Annotated in this window: 25 protein-coding genes, 1 tRNA gene and 1 riboswitch; of the genes, 22 read left to right on the top strand and 4 right to left on the bottom strand. The window is 60.8% G+C overall.

What is annotated here, in order from left to right:
• Positions 1–3: 3 nt before the first annotated feature.
• From TK42_RS02325 to TK42_RS02300, 6 genes are all read left to right on the top strand, one after another.
• Positions 4–987: a tripartite tricarboxylate transporter substrate binding protein gene (locus TK42_RS02325; protein ID WP_103733508.1), complete on the top strand. Its 984-nt coding sequence runs from the start codon at positions 4–6 to the stop codon at positions 985–987.
• A gap of 147 nt (positions 988–1,134) precedes the next feature.
• Positions 1,135–1,593 (top strand): tripartite tricarboxylate transporter TctB family protein, encoded by a 459-nt coding sequence (locus TK42_RS02320; RefSeq protein ID WP_005785979.1) that lies wholly within the window; start codon positions 1,135–1,137, stop codon positions 1,591–1,593.
• Between the two features lies 1 nt (position 1,594).
• Positions 1,595–3,109 (top strand): tripartite tricarboxylate transporter permease, encoded by a 1,515-nt coding sequence (locus TK42_RS02315; protein WP_032877276.1) that lies wholly within the window; start codon positions 1,595–1,597, stop codon positions 3,107–3,109.
• Positions 3,102–4,130 (top strand): AbrB family transcriptional regulator, encoded by a 1,029-nt coding sequence (locus tag TK42_RS02310; RefSeq protein ID WP_078820536.1) that lies wholly within the window; start codon positions 3,102–3,104, stop codon positions 4,128–4,130. Before TK42_RS02315 ends, TK42_RS02310 begins: the two co-directional genes overlap by 8 nt.
• Before the next feature lie 118 nt (positions 4,131–4,248).
• Positions 4,249–4,818, top strand: coding sequence for a YncE family protein (locus TK42_RS02305; RefSeq protein WP_103733507.1), 570 nt, complete (start codon positions 4,249–4,251; stop codon positions 4,816–4,818).
• Positions 4,815–5,183, top strand: coding sequence for a YncE family protein (locus TK42_RS02300; RefSeq protein WP_103733506.1), 369 nt, complete (start codon positions 4,815–4,817; stop codon positions 5,181–5,183). The genes TK42_RS02305 and TK42_RS02300 overlap by 4 nt, the downstream gene beginning before the upstream one ends.
• Before the next feature lie 15 nt (positions 5,184–5,198).
• Here TK42_RS02300 and ung read toward each other — a convergent pair whose 3' ends face one another.
• A complete protein-coding gene (ung, locus tag TK42_RS02295; protein ID WP_032877279.1) occupies positions 5,199–5,891 on the bottom strand; it encodes a uracil-DNA glycosylase in 693 nt (230 codons plus the stop codon).
• Positions 5,892–6,027: 136 nt separating this feature from the next.
• Between ung and TK42_RS02290 the strand changes: the two genes are divergently transcribed.
• Entirely contained in the window at positions 6,028–7,140 is a 1,113-nt protein-coding gene (locus TK42_RS02290) for an enoyl-CoA hydratase/isomerase family protein (protein WP_103733505.1), read from the top strand.
• On the opposite strand, the gene TK42_RS02285 is transcribed toward TK42_RS02290, so the two are convergent.
• Together TK42_RS02285 and TK42_RS02280 are read right to left on the bottom strand one after the other, a co-directional pair.
• Positions 7,126–7,578 carry a DUF3757 domain-containing protein gene (locus TK42_RS02285; protein WP_032877281.1) on the bottom strand — a complete coding sequence of 151 codons (453 nt, stop codon included), beginning with the start codon at positions 7,576–7,578 and terminating at the stop codon, positions 7,126–7,128. The two genes, TK42_RS02290 and TK42_RS02285, sit on opposite strands and share 15 nt — an antisense overlap.
• Positions 7,579–7,734: 156 nt before the next feature.
• Positions 7,735–8,094, bottom strand: coding sequence for a hypothetical protein (locus tag TK42_RS02280; RefSeq protein ID WP_081883289.1), 360 nt, complete (start codon positions 8,092–8,094; stop codon positions 7,735–7,737).
• Positions 8,095–8,407: 313 nt separating this feature from the next.
• Positions 8,408–8,511, top strand: a riboswitch (guanidine-I (ykkC/yxkD leader).
• A gap of 60 nt (positions 8,512–8,571) precedes the next feature.
• Between TK42_RS02280 and TK42_RS02270 the strand changes: the two genes are divergently transcribed.
• The 11 genes from TK42_RS02270 to TK42_RS02220 all read left to right on the top strand — a co-directional run bounded on the left by TK42_RS02270 (position 8,572) and on the right by TK42_RS02220 (position 20,598).
• On the top strand, positions 8,572–9,639 hold the full coding sequence (locus TK42_RS02270) for a putative urea ABC transporter substrate-binding protein (protein WP_103733504.1): 1,068 nt from the start codon (positions 8,572–8,574) through the stop codon (positions 9,637–9,639).
• Positions 9,640–9,651: 12 nt separating this feature from the next.
• Entirely contained in the window at positions 9,652–10,467 is an 816-nt protein-coding gene (locus tag TK42_RS02265) for an ABC transporter permease (RefSeq protein WP_103733503.1), read from the top strand.
• Entirely contained in the window at positions 10,464–11,228 is a 765-nt protein-coding gene (locus TK42_RS02260) for an ABC transporter ATP-binding protein (protein ID WP_103733502.1), read from the top strand. Before TK42_RS02265 ends, TK42_RS02260 begins: the two co-directional genes overlap by 4 nt.
• On the top strand, positions 11,225–11,950 hold the full coding sequence (locus TK42_RS02255; protein ID WP_103733501.1) for an urea amidolyase associated protein UAAP1: 726 nt from the start codon (positions 11,225–11,227) through the stop codon (positions 11,948–11,950). The genes TK42_RS02260 and TK42_RS02255 overlap by 4 nt, the downstream gene beginning before the upstream one ends.
• A gap of 9 nt (positions 11,951–11,959) precedes the next feature.
• Positions 11,960–12,589 (top strand): urea amidolyase associated protein UAAP2, encoded by a 630-nt coding sequence (locus TK42_RS02250; protein ID WP_103733500.1) that lies wholly within the window; start codon positions 11,960–11,962, stop codon positions 12,587–12,589.
• A gap of 241 nt (positions 12,590–12,830) precedes the next feature.
• Positions 12,831–16,469 (top strand): urea carboxylase, encoded by a 3,639-nt coding sequence (gene uca, locus TK42_RS02245; protein ID WP_103733499.1) that lies wholly within the window; start codon positions 12,831–12,833, stop codon positions 16,467–16,469.
• Positions 16,470–16,497: 28 nt separating this feature from the next.
• Positions 16,498–18,270 carry an allophanate hydrolase gene (atzF, locus tag TK42_RS02240; RefSeq protein ID WP_103733498.1) on the top strand — a complete coding sequence of 591 codons (1,773 nt, stop codon included), beginning with the start codon at positions 16,498–16,500 and terminating at the stop codon, positions 18,268–18,270.
• A gap of 51 nt (positions 18,271–18,321) precedes the next feature.
• Entirely contained in the window at positions 18,322–18,534 is a 213-nt protein-coding gene (locus TK42_RS02235; RefSeq protein WP_103733497.1) for a cysteine-rich CWC family protein, read from the top strand.
• Entirely contained in the window at positions 18,534–19,226 is a 693-nt protein-coding gene (locus TK42_RS02230; protein WP_103733496.1) for a pseudouridine synthase, read from the top strand. Before TK42_RS02235 ends, TK42_RS02230 begins: the two co-directional genes overlap by 1 nt.
• A gap of 302 nt (positions 19,227–19,528) precedes the next feature.
• Positions 19,529–20,413: an alpha/beta fold hydrolase gene (locus tag TK42_RS02225; protein ID WP_078820531.1), complete on the top strand. Its 885-nt coding sequence runs from the start codon at positions 19,529–19,531 to the stop codon at positions 20,411–20,413.
• Between the two features lie 111 nt (positions 20,414–20,524).
• A tRNA-Gly gene (locus TK42_RS02220) sits at positions 20,525–20,598 on the top strand.
• Between the two features lie 94 nt (positions 20,599–20,692).
• Here the strand turns inward: TK42_RS02220 and TK42_RS02215 are convergent.
• Positions 20,693–21,862, bottom strand: a complete 1,170-nt coding sequence (locus TK42_RS02215) for an MFS transporter (RefSeq protein WP_078820530.1) — start codon at positions 21,860–21,862, stop codon at positions 20,693–20,695.
• 95 nt (positions 21,863–21,957) lie between these two features.
• Between TK42_RS02215 and TK42_RS02210 the strand changes: the two genes are divergently transcribed.
• From TK42_RS02210 to TK42_RS02195, 4 genes are all read left to right on the top strand, one after another.
• Positions 21,958–22,851 carry a LysR family transcriptional regulator gene (locus TK42_RS02210; RefSeq protein WP_103733495.1) on the top strand — a complete coding sequence of 298 codons (894 nt, stop codon included), beginning with the start codon at positions 21,958–21,960 and terminating at the stop codon, positions 22,849–22,851.
• Between the two features lie 167 nt (positions 22,852–23,018).
• The gene (locus TK42_RS02205; protein WP_078820528.1) at positions 23,019–23,201 is read left to right on the top strand and encodes a type II toxin-antitoxin system HicA family toxin; all 183 of its coding nucleotides are present in this window, start codon (positions 23,019–23,021) and stop codon (positions 23,199–23,201) included.
• Positions 23,202–23,223: 22 nt separating this feature from the next.
• Positions 23,224–23,634 carry a type II toxin-antitoxin system HicB family antitoxin gene (locus TK42_RS02200; RefSeq protein WP_032877288.1) on the top strand — a complete coding sequence of 137 codons (411 nt, stop codon included), beginning with the start codon at positions 23,224–23,226 and terminating at the stop codon, positions 23,632–23,634.
• 139 nt (positions 23,635–23,773) lie between these two features.
• On the top strand, positions 23,774–24,274 hold the full coding sequence (locus tag TK42_RS02195; RefSeq protein WP_032877289.1) for a methylated-DNA--[protein]-cysteine S-methyltransferase: 501 nt from the start codon (positions 23,774–23,776) through the stop codon (positions 24,272–24,274).
• Positions 24,275–24,343: the final 69 nt, after the last annotated feature.

Here is a 24,343-nt window from a genome sequence, read left to right as displayed (position 1 = left end):
ACCATGAACCCTTCAGTGCGTAAATTTGCCCTCGCCGCCGGCTGCCTGCTGTTCGCCGGCCAACTGCTGGCCGCTGACGAACCCAAGCGCCCGGAATGCATCGCCCCGGCCTCACCTGGCGGCGGTTTCGACCTGACCTGCAAGCTGGCGCAAAGCGCGCTGGTCAACCAGAAGCTGCTGAGCAAGCCGATGCGCGTGACCTACATGCCCGGCGGCGTTGGCGCGGTGGCCTACAACGCAGTGGTTGCCCAGCGCCCTGCGGACGCAGGCACTTTGGTGGCCTGGTCCAGTGGTTCGCTGCTGAACCTGGCCCAGGGCAAGTTCGGTCGCTTTGATGAAAGCGCCGTGCGCTGGCTGGCGGCGGTAGGCACCAGCTACGGTGCCATCGCAGTGAAAAACGATTCGCCCTACAAGACCCTCGACGATCTCGTAAAAGCCTTGAAGAAAGATCCGGGCAGCGTAGTGATAGGTTCCGGCGGCACCGTCGGCAGCCAGGACTGGATGCAAACCGCGCTGATCGCCAAGGCTGCCGGGATCAACCCGCGTGAACTGCGTTATGTGGCCCTTGAAGGCGGCGGTGAAATCGCTACCGCCCTGCTCGGCGGTCATATCCAGGTGGGTAGTACCGACATCTCCGACTCCATGCCGCACATCCTCAGCGGTGACATGCGCCTGTTGGCGGTGTTCTCCGAGAAACGCCTGGACGAGCCGGAAATGAAAGACATCCCCACTGCCAAGGAGCAAGGCTACGACATCGTCTGGCCGGTGGTGCGCGGTTTCTACCTTGGGCCAAAAGTCAGCGATGCCGACTATGCCTGGTGGAAAGACGCGTTCGACAAACTGCTGGCATCCGAGGACTTCGCCAAGCTGCGTGACCAACGCGAGCTGTTCCCGTTCGCCATGACCGGCCAGGAGCTGGACACCTACGTGAAGAAACAGGTGGCTGACTACAAAGTGCTGGCCAAAGAGTTCGGCCTGATCCAGTAAACGCCCGTCATTTGTGTAATGCCCCCGTAGGAGCGAGCTTGCTCGCGAAGAACCCAAGGACATCCACGTGCGTCCAGACAGCACGCGTTATCGTTGAAGTTTTTCGCGAGCAAGCTCGCTTCTACAAGAGGGGCCTTGGAGTTTTCTATGCTCTTACAACGCATTTTCGCTGCAGCGCTGTTGCTGGCCTGCGCCGGCCTGGCCCTGATGGCCTGGCCGTATCAGGCGGCGTTTTCCTACGAGCCGGTCGGCCCACGTGCCTACCCGCTGCTGATGCTCGGGCTGATGAGCCTGGCGCTGATCTACATGCTGTTTCGCCCGCAACCGACCAGGCACACCGAAGAAGAACCGGCGCTGGACCGCGAAACCCTGATCAAGATCGGCCTTTGCGTCGCGCTGTTGCTCGTGTTCGCCGCCACCTTCGAATCCCTGGGGTTCATTCTCAGCAGCATGTTGATCGGCATTCCAATGGCGCGCCTGTATGGCGGCCGCTGGATGCCCAGCGTGGTGATCGTCGGCCTGATGGCTATCGGCTTGTACCTGCTGTTCGATAAAGCCATGGATGTGCCGTTGCCCCTCGGCCTGCTCGACGTTCTGGAGAACTGATATGGATACTTTTGGCTATTTGGGCCAGGGTTTCGGCGTCGCGCTGAGCCCGTACAACCTGGTGACCGCGCTGTGCGGCACTTTGATCGGCACCGTGGTGGGCCTGCTGCCGGGCCTGGGCCCGATCAACGGCGTGGCGCTGTTGATCCCCATCGCATTCGCCCTGGGCCTGCCGCCGGAGTCAGCGTTGATCCTGCTCGCAGCGGTGTACCTGGGTTGCGAATACGGCGGCCGCATCAGCTCGATCCTGCTCAACATCCCGGGCGAAGCGTCCACCGTGATGACTACCCTCGACGGTTACCCGATGGCCCGCAAAGGCCTGGCTGGCGTAGCACTGTCGTTGTCGGCATGGAGTTCGTTCATCGGTGCGTTTATCGCTACCTGCGGCATGGTGCTGTTTGCCCCGCTGCTGGCCAAATGGGCGATTGCCTTCGGCCCGGCGGAATATTTCGTACTGATGGTGTTCGCGATTGTGTGCCTGGGCGGCATGGCCGGTGACAAGCCGCTGAAGACCTTCGTGGCGGCGCTGATCGGGCTGTTCCTCTCGGCAGTGGGCATCGACGCCAACAGCGGCGTGTATCGCTTTACCGGAGATAACATCCACCTCACCGATGGCATCCAGTTTGTGGTGCTGGTGCTGGGCCTGTTCTCCATCAGCGAGATCCTGTTGCTGCTGGAAAAAACTCACCGTGGTCAGGAAGCGGTCAAGGCCACCGGACGCATGATGTTCAACCTGAAGGAAGCGGGTGCGGTGTTCGTGGTTAACATCCGCTGCGGCTTGCTCGGTTTCATCATGGGCGTGTTGCCGGGTGCCGGTGCAACACTGGCTTCGGCCGTTGCCTACATGACCGAAAAACGCATGGCCGGTGCCAGCGGCAAGTTCGGCCAGGGCGATATGCGCGGCCTGGCGGCACCGGAAACCGCCATTGGGGCGTCCGCCTGTGGCGCGTTGGTGCCGATGCTAACGCTCGGCGTGCCAGGTTCGGGCACCACTGCGGTGATGATCGGCGCCCTGTCGCTGTACAACATCACCCCAGGCCCGCTGCTGTTTCAACAGCAACCCGACATCGTCTGGGGCCTGATCGCATCGTTGTTCATTGCCAACATCATGCTGGTGATCCTCAACATCCCGATGATCCGTATCTTCACCCGTATCCTCGCCGTGCCGAACTGGGCACTGGTGCCGGTGATCGCGATCATTACCGCGATTGGTGTGTATGCGGTGCATGCCACCACCTTCGACCTGTTCCTGATGGTCGGCATCGGCATCTTCGGCTACATCCTGCGCAAGCTGGATTTCCCGCTGTCGCCGGTATTGCTCGGTTTTATCCTCGGCGGCCTGATGGAGCAGAACCTGCGCCGTGCGTTGTCGATTTCCAACGGTGCGCTGGAGATCCTGTGGTCGAGCCCGATCACCTTCGGTGTATGGGTACTGACCGCCATCATGCTGCTCGTGCCATTGCTGCGTATCTGGCGCAAGCGCTCCTTGCAGCGCCGTGCCGTAGCCGATGTCTGAAGTCACCTTCAAACATTGGTGGGGAACACCGCTGGTCGGCCTGGCCGGCGGTTACCTGGCCAGCCTCGTCGGCTGGCCTTTGCCGTATATGGTCGGCGCGTTGCTGGCGATCATCCTGGTGCGCTGCCTCACGCCGTGGCAGTTGGCAGAGATTCCCGGCGGGCGCAAATGCGGCCAATGGGTGGTGGGCATCGGCATCGGCCTGCACTTCACGCCCGTGGTGATCGAACAGGTGATGAGCCACTTCGGCCTGATCTTCTTCGGGGCGCTGGTCACCAGTTTGTCGAGCGTGGTGGGTGTGTGGCTGATGCGCCGCAGCGGTGAAGACCGCGCCACGGCGTTTTTCTCCAGTATGCCGGGCGGCTCCGGGGAGATGGTCAACCTGGGCGCCCGCAATGGTGCGGTACTCAGCCGGGTGGCGGCAGGGCAAAGCCTGCGTGTGCTGGTGGTGGTGTTGTGTGTGCCGGCGATCTTCAAGTATTTGCTGGGCGGCGGTGCACCGCAGTTTCACCCGGCGCCTGTGGACTGGGCCTGGCTGGCCCTGCTGTTCCCGGTAGGTGCGCTGGTGGCCTGGGGCTGGCAGCGTTTGCGCCAACCCAATCCCTGGCTGTTCGGGCCGTTGCTGGTGAGCGCCATCGCCAGTGTGACGTGGGACTTGCACATCGGCCTACCCGACGGCGGCAGCCAGATCGGCCAATGGTTGATCGGCAGCGGTTTGGGCTGCCACTTCAATCGGCAGTTCTTCCGTAGCGCTCCGGCGTTCATGGGCCGCACCTTGATTGGCACCGCCTTGACCATGGCGCTCGCCACGTTGGCAGCGGTAGGGTTGAGTGCGCTGACGCACCTGGACCTGCGCTCACTGACGTTGGGCATGATGCCTGGCGGCATTGCCGAGATGAGCCTGACGGCAGAGACCCTGCAATTGTCGGTGCCGTTGGTGACAGCAATGCAGGTGATGCGTCTGCTGTTTGTGCTGTTTTTGGCAGAGCCGTTGTTCAGGCACTGGAACCGCCAATCTTAACTCTGGAAGTGGCCCCTCAGGGGCCACGACCGTTTGTCTGAACTGGCACTCTTCACAGCTAGCCAAGCTCACCTTATCAGGTGTTCCATGGCGCGACTTCCCTTTGAGGAGCGCAATCGTGGTGACCCCAACCGAAACAACGCTCGAAAACGAGAATGAAGAGCCCGCCGCAATCGTCAATACGATTACCGTCCATGGTTCCCCCAATCGCCTTGTACTCAATGGGGATGGAACGCGTCTGTATGTCGCAAGCTCCACATTGCCACAAGGCATTACTGTCATCGACACAGCGAACTTTAGCGTCGTCAGGACCATCACCAATGTGGGATCCCCCATTTGGCTGTCCATGCACCCCACGGCCCCGCGCCTTTACGCCAGCGATAACAGCCAGGCCAGCAATACGCCGATCACAGTGATAGACACCTTGACCGATACCGTCAGTGACCAGATCAGGGGGTTTACTGCCATCAATGGGTTGGCCTTGAATTCTACCGGAGCACGCTTGTACGTCGCCGACCACGCCGCATCGGAAGTGGTGGTGATCGATACCGCCAATCATCAGCGAATCGCCACCACCCCAGTGCGTTACCCTCGAGAGATAGCGATAGCACCGGCAACGCCCGTTTACACCTTGCCTCGGATTTGGATGGGTGGACCAGCATCCACCTGGGGACCAACAGGGTTGTGACCCAAACCAATACCGTTGCCGGTCAACCTACCTCCATTGCTCATGCTCGCTTCAACGCACGTGTCTACATCACCTACCAGGACCGTGGTGAGGTCTATATCGGCAATACCTCCGCCGCACAGGTCAGTACCATACTGGACGGTTTGCTAGGCCCCTATCAGGTGGCATTTCATACGATGCTCGAATTCGCCTACATCACGGAAACCGATGGCGATCGCGTGAGTATCCTCCACACCCGCACACAAACCGTAACGGACACCCTCACAGGCTTCAACAAACCGCGGGGTATCGTCGTGACACCCAACGGCCGAACCGCCTACGTGGCCAATATTGGCAATAGCACAGTGTCGCAAGTCCGTCTGTAGCCATGGTCGTCCGTTTCAGAGTGGCGGCAGCCGCCACTCGATCGGGGCCTCGCCATTCTGTTCAAGAAACTTGTTAGCCCGGCTGAAATGCCCGCAGCCCAGAAACCCGCGATACGCCGACAACGGCGACGGATGCACCGACGTCAGCACCAGATGCTTGGTGGCATCGATCAGCTTCTGCTTGCTTTGAGCATGAGCGCCCCACAGCAGGAACACCAGGTGCGGCTGATGCTCGCTGACTACCTCGATAATCCGATCGGTGAAGAACTGCCAGCCCTTGCCCGCATGGGCGTTGGCGTTGGCGCGCTCCACGGTCATGGTGGTGTTGAGCATCAGCACGCCCTGATCGGCCCAGCTTTGCAGGTAGCCGTGGTTGGGGATGTCGATGTTCAGGTCGCGCTTGAGCTCTTTATAGATATTGACCAGCGACGGCGGCGCCGGCACCCCCGGTTGTACCGAAAAGCACAGGCCATGGGCCTGGCCGGGACCGTGGTAGGGGTCCTGGCCGAGGATCACGACCTTGACCTTGTCCAGGGGCGTTGAATTGAGAGCGTTGAAAATCAACGGACCGGGCGGGTAGATCTCTTTGCCGGCGGCATGTTCCTGGCGCAGGAATTCGCGCAACTGGGCCATGTAGGACTTCTCGAACTCATCGCGCAAGGCGTGTTTCCAGCTGGGTTCGAGTTTGATACGGTCGCCATCGGTCATAGTTGAATTGTCTTGTAAAAAAGAATGAGGCGAACCCTAGGAAAGCCGACCCCGCTTGTCAATTGATCTGACACACCACCGGCACTTTCCCACGAAGGGATCATACTCATCCTTCACCTTCTCGATTGAGGTCACAATGAACCTGCACTTCGAAGAACTGGCCGGCAACGGCGGTGCGCGCATAGGCATCGCCAGCCTGGACGCTCAAAAATCCCTCAACGCCCTCTCCCTGCCCATGATTCTGGCGTTGGCAGAACGCCTGGATGCCTGGGCCAACGACCCGCAAATCGCCTGTGTGTTGTTGCGCGGCAACGGGCCAAAAGCCTTTTGCGCTGGGGGTGAAGTGCGCAGCCTGGCTCAGGAGTGCCGTGAACAACCCGGCGAAGTACCGGCCCTGGCCGCGCAGTTTTTTGCTGCCGAATATCGCCTCGACTACCGCTTGCATACCTACCCCAAGCCGCTGATTTGCTGGGGCCACAGCTATGTATTGGGCGGTGGCATGGGTTTGTTGCAAAGTGCCTCGGTACGTATTGTTACGCCGAGCAGTCGCCTGGCCATGCCCGAGATCAGCATCGGGTTGTACCCGGATGTAGGTGCCAGCTGGTTTCTGTCTCGCCTGCCGGGCAAGCTCGGTTTGTTCCTGGGCCTTACCGGTGCTCATGTCAACGGCCGCGATGCCCTGGAACTGGGCCTGGCTGACCGCTTCCTGCGTGATGACCAGCAAGACGAGCTGCTTGACGGTTTGCTGCAACTGAACTGGCAGGAACAGGCCGCAATGCAGCTCAACAGTTTGCTCAAGGCCCTTGCCCAGGAAGCGGTCGGCCACCAACCCGAAGCGCAATGGTTGCCGCGCCGTGGGCTGATCGACGAATGGCTGGATGTGGGTGATATACGGTGTGCCTGGCGTGCATTGAGCCTGTTGCGTGATCACAGCGATCCGCTCTTGGCCCGCGCGGGTAAAACCCTCAGTGAAGGCTGCCCGCTGACGGCACACCTGGTGTGGGAGCAGATTCAGCGTGCCCGTCATCTATCCCTGGCACAGGTGTTTCAGATGGAGTACACCATGAGCCTCAATTGCTGCCGTCATCCAGAGTTCGCCGAAGGTGTTCGAGCACGCCTGATCGACAAGGACCAGACACCTCATTGGCATTGGCCGGATATCAATACCCTTCCGGAAGCGGTGGTGCACGCGCATTTCAGCAAGGCATGGGAAGGTAGGAATCCTCTGGCGGATTTATCTGACTACTGACAGGTCCGTTCGCTTGTCGTTGACGTTGAAAGCGCAGTTGTCCGGCTGGCTGTCCGTGCAGGTATATACCGGCAGTGTGAACGCGCCGGGCCGCAGTTCCCAATACAAGGTGCTGGTCAATGACATGTTGATAATTTTACTGTCCTTGTAGGGCCTCAGCGCTACAACCCCGTCCCAACCGGTGCGGTAGATGCACTTATCCATGTAGCCGTTTTCCCTCTGCTCGTCCTCACCCGGTATGAAGACCGCGCCGATGAATCCGTCGATAAGGCCCCGATACTTGACCTTCGGGCTTTGCCACCGCAGGCCGTTGTCCTCGGCTCGATAATGCCCGTCGACATACGAGACCTGCGCCGGGTAAGGACAGCCTTGCTCCGCTCTGGCCGATGCAACGATGCAGCTCGTCAGCAGGAGCACGCAAATAAGTTGTTTGAACATAGGGATTCCATCTGCTCAGTTTCACCACGCAAAGCGCAGGGCTTTTCGCTAGTGAAATACAGCTATCGCCTCAAAGATAGCTGTTAAATCTGACAGTACGGACATACGGTACCTATAAAAAACGGCGCTTGATGCGCCGCTTGTTTTTCAAGATATTTAACGATGACCGCCGCGGCCACCTCCGTGATCGGAACCACGCCCATGCCCGCCGTTGCCCCAGCGATTACCCCACCCTTGATTGGAGTAAGGTCGGTAACCCGCCCTTGGGTAATAACGCGGTGCCGGCTGGTAATAACGCGGCGCCGAGTAATAGCGAGGTTGTGGTGCATAGTAGCGAGGCGCTGGGGTGTAATAACTGCGCCCATAGGGAGAATAACGCGGGCCGCCGTAATAATAGGCGGGCGCCGGTGCGGTATAGACTTCGGAGCGATAGTAAGTGGCGCCTCCATCGTAGTAGGGCACACAAGCTGACAAGGTCAGGCCGAGCAAAGCGATAAGCAGCAGTCGTCTATACATGGCGGCCTCCTGGACCGCGGAAGAGCTCCTCCAGCGACGCTGGAGAGCGGCATTCAGCCTTCACTGAATGACGAAATATCTGACATCAAAAACCGAATCTGGTGCGCCTTTGACACAGTTTGAAATACCTGTTTCGGACGAACTGAACGCCTCATTGCAGTGCGACGGCGCACCAGCACAACGCACGTCAGCGCACCAGCCAACCACCACCTCGCTGCAACCCCTTGCCCTAGAGGCCCATCCATCACTTGGCACGACTCTCGCTTTAGCAAGCCTGTGCAGGATTCATCACAGGTTCGCGGCACCACAATTTGCAATGGCCGACTAGGGTTCCGGCTCGCTTGAAAAGCGAGTGGCTGGTCCGAGAGTTGGCGACCTCCAGTTGAGGTTACACGGCGGGATAAAAGCCCGGGAGACAAGCCACCGTTCACGGTGCCGCGTTGCTCCTGCTCGCCCATATTCAACTGGAGAAGCCACATGCCCACAATCCGTTTACCCACCCTGCTCACCGCCGCCTTCGCCGCCGTGCTGAGCTTTCAAACCCAAGCAGCTGCCAAAGACCACTTCAGTGTGTGCTGGACTATCTATGCCGGCTGGATGCCGTGGGAGTACGCCGGCAGCCAAGGCATCCTCGACAAGTGGGCCAATAAGTACGGCATCAAGATCGATATGGTGCAGCTCAATGACTATGTCGAGTCCATCAACCAATACACCGCCGGCCAGTTCGACGGCTGCACCATGACCAACATGGACGCCCTGACCATTCCCGCCGCAGGTGGTGTGGACAGCACAGCGCTGGTGGTCAGCGACTTTTCCAACGGCAATGATGGCGTGGTGATCAAGGGCACCGGCAAGACCGTGGCCGACCTCAAGGGCATGAACGTCAACCTGGTGGAACTCTCGGTGTCCCACTACCTGCTCGCCCGCGCCCTGGAATCCGCTGATCTGACCGAAAAAGACCTCAAAGTAGTCAACACCTCCGACGCCGACATCGCCGCGGCCTTCAACACCGACCAGGTGCAAGCCGTGACCACCTGGAACCCGATGCTCTCCGAGATCAAGGCCAAACCGGGCGTCACCCAAGTGTTCGACTCCAGCAAAGTGCCCGGCGAAATCATGGACATGATGGTGGTCAACACCCAAACCCTCAAAGACAACCCGGCCCTGGGCAGAGCGCTGACCGGCGCGTGGTTTGAAGTGGTCGCGCTGATGAACGCCAAAAACGCTGCCAGCACCGCGGCGCTTGAACATATGGCCAAGGCCTCCGGCACCGACCTCAAGGGTTTCCAGGCGCAACTGGACACCACCAAGCTGTTCGCGACGCCCAAGGAAGCCCTGGCGTTCGTCATCAGCGCGCAACTGCCCGCCACCCTGCGCAAGGTCGCCGAGTTCTCGTTTGAACACGGCCTGCTCGGCGAAGGGGCCAAGGACGCCAGCGCCGTGGGTATGAGCTTCGCCAATGGCGTAACCAGCGGCGACACCGCCAACCTCAAGCTGCATTTCGACCCCAGCTACGTGCAGATGGCCGCCGACGGCGCGCTGTAAGAGGACCCGGCCATGCGCCTGATCAACCGTCACCCGGAACGCTCCAGCCGCCTGCTGTTGGTGCTGCTGCCGTTCGCCCTGCTGCTGTTCGCCTACTTCGTGGGCTCGGCCGAGCGGCTGGCAGAAAACCCCAACGACAAGCTGCTGCCCAGCGCCGTGCAAATGGGCGACGCCATAAAACGTCTGGCGTTCAGCGCCGATACGCGTACCGGTGAATATGTGCTGTGGCAAGACAGCGCCTCCAGCCTGCGCCGCCTGGCGATCGGCTTAGGCATCAGCGCCCTCGCCGGCCTCTGCCTGGGCATCGCCGCCGGCACATTGCCGTTGTTTGGCGCGCCGTTGTCGCCACTGCTCACGGTGCTGTCGATGGTGCCGCCACTGGCGATCCTACCGATTCTGTTCATCGTGTTCGGGCTGGGGGAGTTGTCCAAAGTCATGCTGATCGTCATCGGCATCACCCCGGCACTGGCGCGTGATCTGGAACAGCGCGCGCGGGAAATCCCCGTCGAACTGCTGGTGAAAGCGCAGACTCTCGGCGCGTCCACCTGGACCTTGATGCTGCGTGTGGTGCTGCCGCAACTGCTGCCACGTCTGCTGATCTCGCTGCGGCTGATGCTCGGCTCGGCGTGGTTGTTCCTGATCGCCGCCGAAGCCATCGCCTCCACCGACGGCCTCGGCTACCGGATCTTCCTGGTGCGCCGCTACCTGGCGATGGACGTGATCTTGCCCTACGTGGTGTGGATCACCCTGCTCGCCTGGCTGATGGATTGGGGCCTCAAAACCCTCACACGGCGTGCGTTCCCCTGGTACGAAGGAGCGCGGCCATGAGTTTTATCAGCGTCAACAATGTGTGGCAGCGCTATGGCGAACAGGTGGTGCTGGAAGGGCTCAACCTGCACGTCAATGAGGGTGAATTTTGCACCCTGGTCGGCACGTCCGGCTGCGGCAAATCGACCTTCCTGCGTCTGTTGCTGGGCCAGGAAACCGCGAGCAAAGGCCAGATCCTGCTGGACGCCCAACCCCTTGCTGGCGAGCCGGATGCCAGCCGTGGCGTGGTGTTCCAGCGCTACTCGGTGTTCCCGCATTTGACTGTGCTGGACAACGTAGCGCTTGGCCTTGAGCTACCGCGCTCGCCGCTGCTGGGACGGCTGTTGGGCAAAGCCAAACAAGAAGCACGAGAACAGGCAGCCGCCCTGCTGCAAAAAGTCGGCCTCGGCCACGCACTGGACAAATACCCGGCGCAGCTCTCCGGCGGTATGCAGCAACGCCTGGCCATCGCCCAGGCCCTGATCATGAAACCCCGCGTATTGCTGCTGGACGAACCCTTCGGCGCCCTCGACCCGGGCATTCGCAAAGACATGCATCAGCTGTTGCTGGCGCTATGGCGCGAAACCCGGCTGACGGTGTTCATGGTCACCCACGACCTCAGCGAAGGTTTTAGCCTCGGCACGCGCTTGCTGGTGTTCGACAAGGTTCGTGTCGATCCCCACGCCCCCGGCGCCTATGGCGCGCGCATCACCTACGACATCCCTTTGAACAGCGAGCGCCGCAAAGCGCTGGCAGCCGAACTTGGAGCGACTTCCAAATGACCGATTACATTCAACTGTTCCCCCCCTTCGCCGAAGAAATGCTGCCCGGCGGCGGCCACCGCTCCTTTGTGCTCAAGCGCGGCCAACTGCTGCGCCTCACGGATATTCGCGGTGGCGCCAACGTCAGCCTGACCCTGCTCAATGCCAATGAAAAAACCGAGCGTCTGAACCTGCCCGACAGCCTCAAATGCCAACACACCGCCAAGCTCACCAGCGGCCACTGCCTGTACTCGGACATGGGCCGCGTACTGGCCGCCATCACCGCCGACACCTGTGGCTGGAGTGACAGCATCGGCGGCGTGCTGTGCGCCGCCGAGGTCGCTGAAAAGTACGGCCAGGGCCGTTATCAGGAGCTGCGCAACAGCTTCTTCCGCAACGGCACCGACAACCTGCTGGTGGAATTGGGCAAGTGGGGGTTGGGGCTTTCCGACCTGCTGATGACCCTCAACCTGTTCAGCCGGGTCAGCGTTGACGAAGGCGGCGGCCTGAAATTTGTGCCGGACAATTCCAGGGCGGGTGACTACATCGAACTCTACGCGCCGATGAACACACTGGTGGTGCTCACCGCGCTGCAACACCCGATGGACCCCAACCCGAACTACGCGCCGCAACCACTGAAACTTAGCTGGATGAATGCCGCCCCCAGCGTTGCCGAACACTGTCGCACTTCGCGCCCGGAAAACGAGCGCGGCTTTATCAACACCGACCGCCTGTTCGCCTGAGGAACTGCCATGTCTATCGCACTGAAACAACCCGAGGCAGCCGTGTACCGCGCCACCATCCCCGCTGGCGAGCCATGGCTGATGGAGGTCAAGGCCGGGCAGACCCTGCGCATCCTCGACCTGGAGGGCAACCAGGCCGTCGACACGCTGTTCTACAGCCGCAAAAACCCCAAGGAACGCTATGACGTGCAGCGCACCCTGCGGCGGCAAAACCGCGTGTACCTGAGCAGCGGCAGCGTGCTGTATTCCAACCTTGGCCAGCCGATGCTGACCATCGTCGATGACACCTGCGGGCGCCACGACACCCTCGGCGGTGCCTGTGCCCAAGAGAGCAACACCGTGCGCTACGCCCTGGAAAAACGCTACATGCACAGCTGCCGCGACAACTACCTGCGCGCCTGCGCCCACGACGGTCGGCTGGGTAAAGGTGACATCGGGCCGAACATCAATTTCTTCATGAATGTGCCGGTCACCGCCGACGGCGGGCTGACCTTTGAAGACGGCATTTCCGCGCCCGGCAAGTACGTCGACCTGCGTGCAGAGATGGACGTGATCGTGCTGATCTCCAACTGCCCGCAACTGAATAATCCATGCAATGGATACAACCCTACCCCTGCGGAGTTACTGGTATGGAACTGAAAATAAAACGCCTGCGTAAGTGGTTATTTGCCCTGTGCCAGTCCCGAGCCGGGCAATGCATCCGAAAACACTAGCGATCAACTGTGGGAGCTGGCTTGCCTGCGATAGCGGTCCATCAGCCAACCGATAAGCTGACTGCCCCACCGCCATCGCGGGCAAGCCCGGCTCCCACACTAACCCCATGCACTGCGGACGACCGCAGTGCTCCCTCACTTTGCGGGACGGCCCGCAGGGTTTTGCCATGTTCGAAAAACTCTTGATCGCCAACCGTGGCGCCATCGCCTGCCGCATCCTGCGCACCTTGCGCGAGCTGCAGGTCAAAGGCATCGCCGTATACGCCGAAGCCGATGCCGCCAGCCTGCATATCCAGCAAGCCGACGAAGCCTACAGCCTCGGCGAAGGCGCAGCGGCGGCCACCTACCTGGCTGTGGAAAAAATCCTCGCCACCGCCAAGGCCTGTGGCGCCAAGGCGATTCATCCTGGCTACGGTTTTCTCTCAGAGAACGCCGCCTTTGCCCAAGCCTGCGAAAATGCGGGGATAGCCTTCGTCGGTCCGACACCCGAACAGCTGCGCGTATTCGGCCTCAAGCACACCGCGCGGGCCTTGGCCAAACACCATCAAATTCCATTATTGGAAGGCACCGAGCTACTCGACAGCCTCGATACAGCGTTGCTGGCAGCCGAAACCGTGGGCTATCCGGTCATGCTCAAAAGCACCGCAGGCGGCGGTGGCATCGGCATGCGTGTGTGCCGCAATGCGACGGAGCTGAGCGAGTCCTTTGAAGCGGTCAAACGCCTGGGGCAAAACAACTTCAGCGACGCCGGTGTGTTTATCGAGAAATACATCGAGCACGCCCGCCACCTGGAAGTGCAGGTGTTCGGCGACGGTTTGGGCGAAGTCATCGCCCTTGGCGTGCGCGACTGTTCCGTGCAAAGGCGCAACCAGAAAGTCCTCGAAGAAACACCCGCGCCGAACCTGCCCGACGGCATGGCCGAAGCCTTGTGCACAGCGGCCATCACCCTGGCCAAGGCCGTCAACTACCGCAGCGCCGGCACCGTTGAATTCATCTTTGACAGCGCCGATGGCCGCTTCTACTTCCTCGAAGTGAACACGCGCCTGCAGGTAGAACACGGCGTCACAGAACAAGTCTGGGGCGTCGACCTGGTGCGCTGGATGGTGCAATTGGCGGCGGGTGAATTACCTGCGTTGAGCGAATTGAAACTGCACCCTCAGGGCCACGCGATTCAGGCGCGGCTGTATGCGGAAGATCCAGGCAAGGGTTTCCAGCCGAGCCCAGGCCTGTTAACCCGTGTGGATTTCCCGACGGCTGAAGGTTTGCGGATCGACACCTGGGTGCAAGCCGGTTGCGAAATCCCGCCCTACTTCGACCCAATGATCGCCAAGCTCATCACGTGGGCGCCGACCCGCGAACAGGCGCGTCTGGATCTACACCAGGCATTGAGCGACAGCCAGCTCTATGGCGTGGAAACCAACCGCGATTACCTGCGCCAAATCCTTTTGGCCACGCCGTTTGCCAGCGGCCGCCCGTGGACGCGTTGCCTGGAAGGCCTGGTCTACAGCGCCAGCACCTTCGAAGTACTGAGCGCCGGCACCCAAACCAGTGTGCAGGACTACCCCGGCCGCCTCGGCTACTGGGCCGTCGGCGTGCCGCCCTCAGGGCCGATGGACAGCCGCGCACTGCGCCAGGGCAATCGCCTGCTGGGCAATGACGACGATGCGGCGGCGCTGGAAATCACCATGAATGGGCCGCTGTTGCGCTTTAATTGCGCGGCGGTCGTCGCTGTTACCGGCGCAGCCATCACGCTGTTGCTGAATGACCAGCCAGTGCCGATGAACACTGCGTTGTGGGTTGAAGCAGGCTCAGTGTTGAGCCTTGGCAGCATCATAGGTGCCGGTGCGCGCAGCTATCTGTGCCTGCGCGGCGGGCTGCAAGTGCCGGATTACCTGGGCAGCAAAAGCACCTTCACCCTTGGTCAATTCGGCGGGCACGCCGGGCGCGCTTTACGCACTGGCGATGTGTTGCATTTGCTTCCACTGACAGACGCCGACGCCGGCCAGCAATTGATCTCTGAACCCCTGCCCGCGGTGCGCACGCTACGAGTGATTTATGGCCCGCACGGCGCGCCGGAATATTTTCTGCCTGAATACATCGACACCTTCTTCGCCACCCAATGGGAAGTGCACTTCAACTCCAGCCGCACCGGCGTGCGGTTGATCGGGCCGAAACCTTTGTGGGCGCGCACGGACGGTGGCGAAGCGGGGCTACATCCGTCGAATATCCATGACAACCCGTATGCCATCGGCGCGGTGGATTTCACCGGAGACATGCCGGTGATCCTGGGGCCGGATGGGCCGAGCCTGGGTGGGTTTGTGTGCCCGGTGACGGTGATCGAGGCGGACCTTTGGCAGTTGGGGCAACTCAAGGCGGGTGACAAGCTGCGGTTCGAACCGGTGAACCTCAAAACCGCCCGCGACCTCGCCTTGAAATGGGATCAATGTGGGAGCTGGCTTGCCTGCGATACAGACAAGGCGGTACCTCAGGCAGACCGCAATGATGCCATCGCGGGCAAGCCCGGCTCCCACATCGACCGTGTCCCACTTAAGATCGGGTCGCCTGTGGTGTTGGAGGTCGGTGAAGGCGACACCCGTCTCGTCGCCCGCCTCGCCGGTGACACCCATCTGCTGCTGGAAATCGGCGCCCCCGAGCTGGACCTGGTGCTGCGCTTTCGTGCCCACGCGCTGATGCAAGCCCTGGAAACTCTCGCCCTGCCAGGTGCTATCGACCTGACCCCAGGCATCCGTTCCCTGCAAATCCACTACCAACCCGAACAACTGCCGCTGGCGGACTTTCTGCCACTGATCACCACGCAATGGGCCGCCGTATGCGCCACCCCCAACCTGCAAGTGCCCTCGCGCATCGTGCACTTGCCGCTGTCGTGGGACGATCCGGCGTGCCAGTTGGCGATCGAAAAATACATGACCACCGTGCGCAAGGACGCGCCGTGGTGCCCGAGCAACCTTGAGTTCATCCGGCGCATCAACGACCTCGCCCACCTCGACGAAGTGCGCCACACGGTGTTCGATGCCAGCTACCTGGTGATGGGCCTGGGTGACGTCTACCTCGGCGCCCCGGTGGCAACGCCACTGGACCCGCGACACCGTCTGGTGACCACCAAATACAACCCGGCCCGCACCTGGACCGCCGAGAATTCGGTGGGCATTGGCGGCGCTTACTTGTGCGTGTACGGCATGGAAGGTCCAGGCGGTTATCAGTTTGTGGGGCGCACCTTGCAGATGTGGAACCGTTACCGGGAGGTCGCGGCGTTTGATGGCAAGCCGTGGCTGTTGCGGTTCTTTGACCAGATCCGTTTTTACCCGGTGACGGCTGATGAGTTGGTGCAGATCCGGCGCGATTTTCCGCTGGGGCGCTTTGAGTTGAGCATCGAGCACAGCCATTTGAATCTCGCGCAGTATCAGGATTTCCTCGCGCGCGAAGCCGCAAGCATTGGCGCGTTTCGTGAGCATCAGCAGCACGCCTTCAATGCCGAGCGTGAACGCTGGATCGCCAGCGGCCAGGCGCATTTCGACAGTGAAGAACTCGCGGCACCACAAGGTGCAGACACGCCGTTGCAGGCCAACCAAATCAGTGTCGACAGCCCTATCGCCGGCAACCTTTGGCAAGTCCAGGTGGCTGCAGGTGAGCAGGTTTCGGCTGGCGATGTGCTGGTGATTCTGGAGTCGATGAAAATGGAAATCCCGGTAGTGGCGCCGTTCGCCGGCACCGTGCGCGAGATCCCCGTACAACCCGGCAGCGGCATAGGCGCCGGGCAGCGGGTGGTGGTGCTCGAACGTGACTGACTCTTCTATTTCTACAGGCGGACAAGCCATGAACCTGCAACTGGACAACCTGCGCAATGCCTACCTGAGCGGCGACACCACGCCCCGTGAAGTGCTGCTGCACCTGCGCGAGAAAGCCGCGCACTTGAACCCCGATTATCACCTGTTTATCCACTTGCTTACGGAGGCGGAGCTGGAGCCGTACCTGGCCGCATTGGACGCGCGCGAACCGGCTGAGTTGCCGTTGTTCGGCGTGCCGTTTGCGATCAAAGACAACATTGACTTGGCTGGCATTCCTACCACCGCCGCGTGCCCGGCGTTCGCCTATGTGCCGCAGCGCAACGCGACCATTGTCGAGCAGTTGATCGCCTTGGGCGCGGTGCCAGTGGGCAAGACCAACCTCGACCAGTTCGCCACCGGGCTCAATGGCAGCCGCTCGCCGTATGGCGCGTGCCCCAACAGCGTGTTGCCGGAGTATCCGTCGGGCGGCTCCAGCGCCGGGTCGTCGCTGGCCGTAGCGTTAGGTGTCGCGAGTTTTGCCCTGGGCACCGACACTGCCGGTTCCGGACGGGTGCCGGCGGCGCTGAATAACCTCGTGGGGCTCAAGGCGAGCAAAGGCTTGATCTCCACAGCCGGCGTAGTGCCGGCGTGCCGCACGCTGGATTGCGTCACCACCTTTACCCGCACCGCGCGCGAGGCCGGCCAGTTACTGGCGCTGACCGCCAGGCTCGATCCGTTGGATGCGTACAGCCGAGCAAACCCGGCGTGGAATGATGCGTCTGCGTTTGGTGCACCCCGCGCATTTCGTTTTGGCGTGCCGCGCGAGCAGGACCTGGAGTACTTCGGTTGCGAGCAAGGCCCGCAGCTGTTTGCGCAGGCCATCGACCGCTTGACGGCGTTGGGTGGCGAGCCGGTGACGCTGGATCTGTCGCCGTTCCTTGAAGCCGCGCGCCTGCTCTACGAAGGGCCGTGGGTGGCCGAACGCTACAGCGTGGCCGGTGAACTGATGGAGCAGAACCCCGAGGCCGTGCTGCCAGTGATTCGTGCGGTTCTGGCTAAGGCGCCTGCGGTGAACGGCGTGCAGACCTTCCGTGCGCAGTACCGCCTGCAAGCCTTGAAAGCGCAGTGCGATGGCTTGCTTGAAGGCCTCGACTGCGTACTGACGCCGACCATCGGCCGCCCGGTGACGCTGGAAGAACTGCGCGCCGAACCGGTGCTGCGCAACGCCGAGCTGGGCTACTACACCAACTTCATGAACCTGCTGGATTACGCCGCCGTCGCCGTGCCCAGCGGCTTTATGCGCAACGGTTTGCCTTGGGGGGTGACGCTGTTTGGCCGAGCATTCACCGACCAATACCTGCTGGGCGTGGCGGATGCGTTGCAGCGCCAGCACGATACGTCGCTGCCTGTGCCTGTCGGCAGCGCAGGTCATGACTTCAGCCAGCTGGTGGTGTGCGGCGCGCACCTGCAGGGGCTGGCGCTTAACGGCCAATTAGTGCGGCGTGGCGCGCGCCTGCTGGAGCGCACCCACAGCTCGGCCGACTATCAGTTGTTCGCGCTGGCCGGTGGGCCGCCCTATCGCCCTGGCATGCTGCGGGTGAGTGAAGGCGGCGTGGCCATTGAGGTGGAAGTGTGGGAGCTGCCGAGCCGCGAATTGGGCTCATTTCTCACCGGTATCCCCGCACCCTTGGGCCTGGGCAAGGTGCAACTGGCCGACGGGCGTTGGGAAACCGGCTTCATCTGCGAGCCCTACGGCTTGACCGGCGCCGTGGACATCAGCCACTTCAACGGCTGGCGCGGCTACCTGCGCAGCTTGCAATAGTGGGACGGGGCTGTATCGTGCAGGGAATTGCGCGATACAGCCCGAACCGACATGACCTCACCCACCCTTTGCCCTGCCTGCGGTGCCCGCAACGACTGCACCCTGGCCGACCCACGCACCGCCGACCAAGCCTGTTGGTGCTACACCGTCACTATCGACCCGGCGGTGCTCGAAGCGCTGCCCGATGAACTGCGCAATAAGACCTGCCTGTGCCCACGCTGTGCGCAGGTAGATGCGCAATTGCGTGGGGCTGAACAGCCGTAATGCGCGTTGATCGTTTCCTCAGCAACCTGCCGCGTTTCAATCGTAAGCAAGTGCGTGTGCTGCTGGTTGAGCGACGGGTGACAGTCGATGGCGTGGCCGTCAGCGACCCCCACCATGAAGTGCGAGAATTCAGCCGCGTCTGTGTCGATGATGAGGTACTGCAAGCCGGCAAACCGGCGCGTTATTTCATGCTGCACAAACCCCAAGGTTGCGTGAGCGCTACCGCCGACCCGGTGCATCCCACCGTGCTTGATTGGCTGAGTGAACCGGACAAGCACGAGCTGCACATCGCCGGTCGTCTGGATTTCAACACCACTGGGCTGCTGCTGATCACCAACGACGGCCAATGGTCGCGGCGCCTGACCCAACCCCAGACCAAACTGCCCAAGGTTTACCTCGTTGAAACCGAGCAGGACATTGGTCCTGAGTATGCAGCCACCTTTGCCGCTGGCCTGTATTTCGCCTTTGAAGATCTCACCACTCAACCCGCCGAACTTGAGCTAATCGGCCCTAGGACCGCACGCCTGAGCATCATCGAAGGCCGCTACCACCAGGTGAAGCGCATGTTCGGGCACTTTGATAACAAAGTGATTGGCCTGCACCGTGAGCGGATGGGGCCTTTGGTGCTGGATAACGCCCTTGCACCGGGCCACTATCGGCCGCTGACTGACGACGAGATCCGACAGGTCTGACGACCGTTCAGCCGGTGATGGCAAAAAACCAGCTCGTCGCCTTGCGAGCTGGCGCCTGTGCTGCTTGAATCAAGACGTCAGCCAAATCATGACTGGCGAGTCGCCCATAACCTCCAAGAACACCTTGCCCAGCCCGCGCTTGATCTACGGGCGTCCCAGGCAAACCGCCCTTCATAACAATACCCGCCGGCCAGCCGTCATCGGACCGACATGGGCCCTCATTTCAAGGCGTATGCCTACCTGTCACAAAGCTCGTGCAGAGTGATCTGCGCGCACTACCCGCTTGCCAGGAGTCTTACGACATGAGGCCAGAAATCGCTGTGCTGGATATACAGGGTCAGTATCGGGTGTACACGGAGTTCTATCGCGCGGACGCGGCTGAAAAGACCATCGTCCTGGTCAACGGCTCCATGGCGACCACGGCGTCCTTTGCTCAAACCGTGAAAAGCCTGTACCCGCAATTCAATGTGGTTTTGTACGACCAGCCTTACGCCGGCCGTTCCAAAATCCATAACCGCCATGAGCAGATGCTGACAAAGGAAGTTGAGGGTCAGATTCTCCTGGAACTGCTCGATCACTTCGCCGCAGAGCATGTGCTGTCCTTTTCGTGGGGCGGTGCCGCCACGCTGGTCGCGCTTGCACACCGGCCTCGACGTGTGGAAAAAGCCGTGATCAGCTCATTCTCGCCAGTGATCAACGCACCGATGCGCGATTACCTTGAACGCGGTGTCGACTACCTCGGCAACCTCGACCGCGACCGCATCGGCCACCTGGTCAACAGCACCATCGGCAAGCATCTGCCGTCGCTGTTCAAGCGCTTCAACTACCGCCACGTCAGCAACCTGGCCGAGCACGAATATGGGCAGATGCACTTTCACATCAGCCACGTACTCAACAGCGACCGGCTGTGCTACCTCAGGGCGGCCAAACAGATCGACATTCCGGTGTTGTTCTTGAACGGCGAATGGGACGAATACACCAGCGCCGAGGATGCCAGGCTGTTTGGCCAGCATGTGGCCAAGAGCAGCTTCAGCACCATCCAGGCCACGGGGCACTTTCTGGATATGGAACACAAAGCGGCGTGCCGGGATAGCCGTGAGGCAGTGGTGGGCTTCTTGAAACCAGAGCGACAGGTGAGCCGGCTGCGCTATCACCAGGGGCAGACGCAGCATGCAGCTACCCTTTGAAATGGAGACTGGCGACGGCGAACAAGCGCCCTCGCCACACGCAACCCACACATTTTTCAAAGAAAAACTTCAAATTGCAGCGAACATCTGGTACAAAGTCAGCCGCTCTGAGCGGGTATAGTTTAGTGGCAAAACGAAAGCTTCCCAAGCTTTAGTTGAGGGTTCGATTCCCTCTACCCGCTCCACTTGAAAGTGGCACCTGCGTCAGGCTAAATCTGGCGAAGGATGCATAGAAACCGGTCCCTGGTGACCGGTTTTTTTATGCCTGGGATTTGAGATTCAAGAACGTTGTGCACTGACCCGTTCGGGTTTGACAGGCTTCCAGCCCACCAACGCGATCAACAGGGTCAGCAGTTGCAAACCGATGATCAGCCCCACACACCCGGCCCAGCCCCAGCGCTCCCAAATCAGCGCCGGCACGATAGCTCCGCAGCTACCGCCCAGGTAGTAACAGGTCAGGTAGACCCCCACTGCTCTTGCTTTGCTGTCGCCAGCGTTGGCGGTGATGAAGGCATTGGCAGCGGCTTGGGCGAGGAACACGCCGGTGGAGCTGAAGGCCAGGCCTACCACGATGCACCCCAGGGAAGGCACCAGGGTCAGGGCCGAACCACAAACGCCCAGCACCGCGGCGATGCTCAGCAGTTCTGCCTGTGGGCGGGCTTTGCTGAGGCGGCCGGCGATGGGTATCACGATCAGCGCCAACAGAAATACGGTGTACAGCGCTCCCAAGGCCGCAGGCCCGAGGTTGAAAGGCGGTAGGCCAAGGTACAAACCTGCGTAGGTGAAGGCGGCGACCTGTGAAAATAACACGCAAAAACCTACGGCATACGCAGCCATCAGCGGCGTGCGTAAAACACCTGACCAAGCCGCCTTGGCCAGCTTCGCCCGCGGGCGATTGGCGGGCAGCAGAAACTGGATAAAACCGCCGACCATCAAGCTCAACACGGCCAGCCACTCAAACGCTTCGCGCCAGCCCACGTACTCGGTCACCACTCCGGTGACGAACCGCCCGGCGAACCCACCCAGCACGGTACCCGCCACATACAGGCTGGTGACTTCAGTCACCGTGCCACCGCTCCAGCGATCGCCGATGTAAGCCACGCTCGTGGCAAACACTATGGGGATCAGCATGCCCTCGACAAAGCGCCAGACCAACACTCCGGCGAAGCTGTCAGCATAAGCCGTCATCAACGCCGGCCCCGCCAGCAACAGCGCCGCCAGGCTTATCACCGTGCGTTGCTCGAAGCGTCGGGTCAGGTGGCTGACAAATGGCGCAGTGATCGCCACCGCCAGCGTGGTCACGGTAATGCTCCAGCCGGCAGCCTTGGCGCTGATGTCGAACTGCGCCGCAAACACCTGCAGGATGCTCTGGGTGGCGTAGAGGTTGAGGAACGCCGCGCAGCCACACAGGAACAGGGCAAGGCGGGCACAATGCAGGCGCGGTTTCATGAAACCTCTCGTTTTATTTTGTGCGGCCTTTATAGAATGGCCGGCGTGCCTTTAACCAATACCGAATTCCGACCGATTGATACCCAAGGATCAGGATGCTCGACCTACGCAAGCTGCGTTACTTTCTGACGGTCGCTGAAGAACTGCACTTCGGCCGTGCGGCACTTCGCCTGCATCTGGCCCAACCGCCGCTGACTCGGCAGATTTCTGCGCTGGAGGCAGAGTTGGGGTTCAAGCTGTTTGACCGCACCAGCCGCACGGTCACCCTCACCGCTCAGGGACGTTCGTTCCTGCCCTATGCCCGCGGTGTGTTGGAGCAAGTAGAACTGGCGCAAGTGATCGCGCGTAAATTGGCCGCCGGCACTGCGGGCCAACTGGCACTGGGATATGCCAGTTCAATCGCGCTGTCGGACCTGTTCAGCCAGGCGATCCAGGCATTCGCCCAGCGCTTTCCCGATGTGCAGTTGACCCTGGTGGAATGCGCCTCCGGCAGCCTGGGCGCCCAGGTGGCGGACGGACGCCTGGATATCGGCTTGAGCCGCCTGATGCCGCAAAGCGCCGATGTCCAGGCGTTATCGCTGGGTGAGGAGCGGTTGGTGGCCGCCGTCTCCAGCGACAGCCCATTGGCCAGCCAAACGATGCTCGGCGTGGCGCAACTCAGCACTTATCCGCTGATTCTGTTTCCGGCCGATTACGGGTCTGGCTTGAACCAGTCCATCGAGCAACTTTACCGACACCACGGCCAGCCCCTGCGCCCTGGGCCGACCGGGCGACAGATCACTTCGATCATTGCCTTGGTGGCGGCCGGGCAAGGCGTTGCGCTGGTCCCGGAATGTACCCAGAGCTTGATGAACAAAGGCGTGACGTATCGACCGCTGCAGGAAGTGGACGCATGTGCGCAGTTATTGGTACTTACCCCGACATCAGGAAGAGGCGTATTAGTGGACGCATTTATTGGTGTACTTGAACAGGCATTACACATCCCGTAATACCGCGAAAAATCCCGCAATACGTCTCGGCGGCGCCATTCCAGCGCCGCCATACACTTCCTTCAACCGCTACCGAAATACCGGACATCGACCATCGGTAGGTAGAGTGTTGATAATTTTTTTTCAGTAGTTATAGTCACCACCAACACACACCACAAGGAGGTGATGTGGATAGCCGCTATTTGATAGGTAACATCGTTGCAGACGGTTGGTATCTGGTGCGCATCAGGGGCAGTCATCATCACTTCAAGCACCGGACAAAGCCCGGTCTGGTCACGATTCCTCATCCAAAAAAGGACCTGCTGGATAAAACCGCCAAGAGCATTTTGAAACAGGCTCTGCTGAGTTAACCGTCCCTGGAGGGCAACACACATGCTTTATCCCATCGCAATTTCAACGGGCGACGAGGACCACGCCTGGGGCGTGGAAGTCCCGGATATTCCCGGGTGCTATTCCGCCGGCGATGACCTGGACGACGCCATGGCCATGGCCCGCGAAGCCATCGAGGGGCACTTCGAGATCCTTGCAGAAGATGGCGCGCCGATTCCCAGCGCGCAGAAAGTCACCTTGCACGCCGCCAACCCACAGTACGCAGGCTGCACCTGGGCGGTGGTAGACATCGACGTCACCAAGTACCTGGGCAAGGCGCAAAAACTCAACATCACCCTGCCGGGGTATCTGTTGAATCGCATCGATGACTACGTACTGAATCACCCGGAAGAAAAAAGCCGCTCGGGGTTTCTGGCGTCCGCGGCACTCAAGGTATTGCAACAGGATCGATAATCGCGGCGAAGCAACACCGAAGGGTTTACCGCAACGTTCAACTGACAAGAATTTGACCGCAAGAAACGTAGTTTCCAGGCCCGCTGGCGGAAATAGAGTAGCGTCATCCCCATTAAACGCCTGTTCGAGGAGCACGCTCATGACTTACCAATTCAAGCTCATGCCTTCCCCTGTCGGTGAACTGACCCTGGTGGCGCGCAACGGCAAACTGAGCGCCATTTTATGGGAAGTGGAACGCGCGAACCGTGTGCGCCTGGGTGAATTGGTCGAGGCCAATGACAGCCCGGTATTGCTGGAAACCCAACGCCAGTTAACGGAATACTTTGCCGGATCGCGCAATCGGTTTGAGCTGGAGCTGGATTTCGCCGGTACCGATTTTCAGAAACAGGTTTGGCGGGCTCTGCTGACAATTCCCTTCGGCGAAACGCGCAGCTACAGCCAGATTGCCCAACAGATCGGCAACCCCAAGGCTGTACGCGCAGTCGGTGCGGCGAATGGGCGTAATCCGATCTCGATTGTCGCCCCCTGCCACCGGGTGATTGGCGCATCAGGCGGGCTGACCGGATTTGCCGGGGGGTTGCAGGCCAAGCAGTATTTGCTGGCGCTGGAAGGCGCAGGTCAGGCAGAGCTGGCGCTCTGACTTTGGCGGCGACTGAACTGCTTGCCGAGATATTTGTTAAAAGAAATTTCAGAGAACTGCCGTGGTCAA

The sequence above is a fragment of the Pseudomonas sp. GZJR-8 genome, from assembly GCF_002916705.1.
GTDB lineage: Bacteria > Pseudomonadota > Gammaproteobacteria > Pseudomonadales > Pseudomonadaceae > Aquipseudomonas > Aquipseudomonas synxantha_A.
This window is presented reverse-complemented; position numbering and strand designations above follow the sequence as displayed.